The organism is Longibacter sp., from assembly GCF_051155795.1.
Taxonomy (GTDB): Bacteria; Bacteroidota; Rhodothermia; order Rhodothermales; family Salinibacteraceae; genus Longibacter.
Genome location: NZ_DAXETW010000029.1, coordinates 1 through 3,049, shown reverse-complemented (window position 1 = coordinate 3,049; position 3,049 = coordinate 1). Strand labels below are relative to the sequence as shown.

The 3,049-nt window shown below is 61.3% G+C and carries 2 protein-coding genes; both read right to left on the bottom strand.

Annotated features, from left to right (window positions below):
• Positions 1-278: 278 nt before the first annotated feature.
• Positions 279-1,814 carry an aldehyde dehydrogenase family protein gene (locus ACFCU0_RS04005; RefSeq protein WP_434972375.1) on the bottom strand — a complete coding sequence of 512 codons (1,536 nt, stop codon included), beginning with the start codon at positions 1,812-1,814 and terminating at the stop codon, positions 279-281.
• Positions 1,815-2,638: 824 nt separating this feature from the next.
• On the bottom strand, positions 2,639-3,049 hold a 411-nt coding region (locus tag ACFCU0_RS04000; protein ID WP_434972374.1), incomplete at its 5' end, for a hypothetical protein.

Sequence of the window (3,049 nt, the reverse complement as noted above, 5' to 3'; positions counted from 1 at the left end):
CCGATCGGACCGTCGCCGTTGCACCGTGGGACGAGTGTTCGATCCACTCGCCGCCGCTCACACAAAGGCGGCACCGATAGGCGGTATTCGGCAGGCGGCCATGGCGTCGCTGTTGGCCGGTTCACGGCTGCATCGCCATCGGCCGTAGCACGCAAACACGTACGCCGACCGAGCCCAGACGAGGGCCGGCCGGCGTCGTGCAACAAAACGGCCCGGTCGACCCGGAGAAGCGTGCGGGTGTGCAAGCGCCTCCGGGCAGCGTCGGGCGACAGTTCATCCTAGAAGAAGCCCATCGCGTTCTTGTCGTAGCTGACGAGCATGTTTTTGGTGTTGCGGTAGTGGTCGAGCATCATCTTGTGATTCTCTCGACCAAACCCGCTCTTCTTGTATCCACCGAACGCCGCATGCGCCGGATACAGGTGGTAGCAGTTCACCCAGACACGGCCCGCCTGGATGGCGCGAGGCACGCGGTATGCCTGGTGCATATCCCGCGTCCAGACACCGGCTCCGAGGCCGTAGAGGGTCTCGTTCGAGATGTCGATTGCGTCCGCCTCATCCTTGAACGTTGTCAAGGACGTAACCGGGCCGAAAATCTCTTCCTGGAAGACCCGCATCCGGTTGTGCCCGCGGAAGATCGTGGGCTCGATATAAAAACCCTTGTTCACGGGCTCGCCATCTCCGCCGGCGCCCACGGCAACGCCCTGTGCCTTCGCCACCTTGCCTCCGACCAGCACTTCGGCGCCCTCCTGACGACCGACCTCAAAGTAGTTCTTGATCTTCTCGTACTGGTCGTTCGACGCCTGCGCACCGACCTGCGTCTCGCTGTCCAGCGGATTACCGACGCGGATCGATTTGACGCGCTCGACGACGCGCTCGGTGAACTCCTCGGCGATCGACTCCTGCACGAGGATGCGCGACGGACAGGTGCAGACCTCACCCTGGTTCAACGCAAACATCGCTGCCCCCTCGAGACACTTGTCGAAGAACTCGTCGTCTGCGTCCATGACGTTCTCGAAGAACACGTTGGGGCTCTTGCCGCCGAGCTCCATCGTGACGCGCGTCAGGTTTTCCGCCGCGTACTGCATGACCAGGCGACCGGTCGTCGTTTCCCCGGTGAATGCAACTTTGGAGACACGCTCGCTCTGCGCGAGCGGCTTGCCGGCTTCCGGTCCGAAGCCCTGGACAATGTTCAGCACACCGTCGGGCAGAATCTCCGCTTCGTCGATGAGCTTGATCCACTCCATGATCGACACCGGCGTCTGCTCGGCCGGCTTCACGACCGTGCAGTTCCCAGCCGCCAGCGCAGGAGCAATCTTCCACGCCGCCATCAGCAGCGGGAAATTCCACGGAATGATCTGGCCGACCACCCCCAGCGGCTCGTGGACGTGGTACGCCACCGTATGCTCGTCGTGCTCCGCGAGGCTTCCCTCCTCCGCGCGGATCACGCTGGCGAAATACCGGAAGTGATCCACCACCAGTGGCATATCCGCCGCGAGCGTCTCGCGAATCGGCTTGCCGTTGTCGACCGTGTCGCAGCGCGCGAGGAATTCGAGATTTTCTTCGGTGATGTCGGCAATCTTGTTAAGAATGCGGGACCGCTCGGCCACCGCCATTTTCCCCCAGCCGTCTTTGGCTTCGTGAGCCGCATCGAGCGCCCGCTCAACGTCGTCAGCGCTGGAGCGAGCCACACGGCAGAAGTTCTCTCCATCAATCGGAGAGGAATTGTCGAAGTACTCGCCACTCAGCGGCTCGACGAACTGACCGCCGATGTAGTTGCCGTAGGTCTGTTGAAATGTAGGACGATCGTATATCACGGGAGGATAGCAGTTTTGATGAGGATCGATTCAGGGCGTGAAAGGCTCCGGGGCCAGACGCGGCGTAGAGTCGACGCGTCCGACCGACCGGGCCACCCACGAGTCTCGCCGAACAGGACGACCCGCTCCCGGCGATATCGGTGCTTCTCTTCAATGCAATCCTCATGGTAGGAAGCGCTTCCACCAACAAACCTTCACATCCTCTCAAAAAATGTCGCGATTGCTTCAGATGGGACAACGTAACGCACCGCGGCCCGCAGGGTGCGAACGTGTATAGATTTGCACGAATGCAAGTGCACCGGTTATTGACAGCATTCGACGCAGCAAGTTATGATACCTAACCTAAATCCAGAACCCGGAACTCCAGAAACCGGAATCCTCAACCTTGTGCAACCGGCAACATGGGTTGCACTTTGGCTCGGCAAGATAGGTAACACTATTCCATGTCGGTCAAGGATCGCGGCAACGGACAGAGATGCCGACTGCACGCCTTCGTCGGCCTGAGAATGGTCCGGACAAGAAGTCCACAATTTGCCGTTTAGGACGAGATTCAGCATATCGGACAGCGCGGGCACCCGACAGCCTGCAGTCTGGTCCATTCACGAACGTACCCCGCAGGGCGCTCGCAAGGCGTCAGGGACGAGCGCAAAAGCGGTTTTGAGTGTCACCCGCATTGTCGAGGAGATCCGTTACCCATGTACCCGAGGCATCCCCCAGAACTCAGAACTCGGAACCCAGAACCCGAACCCCTGAACCCATACCAAAACGCCCCGAGCCTGACGAGCAGGCCCGGGGCGGTCAATCCTCCAGCTATGTGATGGTGCTTACGCCGGCTCGAGTTCTCGCTTCGGCGTCGGTCGCTCGGCGCGGGAGCGCCGGTCGGCAGATCGCATCGCATCGTAGACCACGGCATCGTCCCAGTCGCCGTTGTCCTCGCGCGGCATCGACGGCAACCGAATCGAACGCTCGACGTGCGGGGCCACGAAGGGCTGCACATCGGCTGTCGGTGCGGGCGCATCGGTACGGGCGGGACGGGCAAACGCTACGGCCATGGCGACGGCTGCGAGAACAACCACGCCGAGCATCACGGCCAGAATCAGAAGCGGATCCACCACGGGGTCGACGTATGTGTAGTTCTGTAGCATCATGACCGTAAACCTCCCTGCCCGGCTGTGTAACGCGTCGTGCGGCTCTGAGGGCAGGCGCTGGTGAATGGAATCGCGGAAAAGCACTCG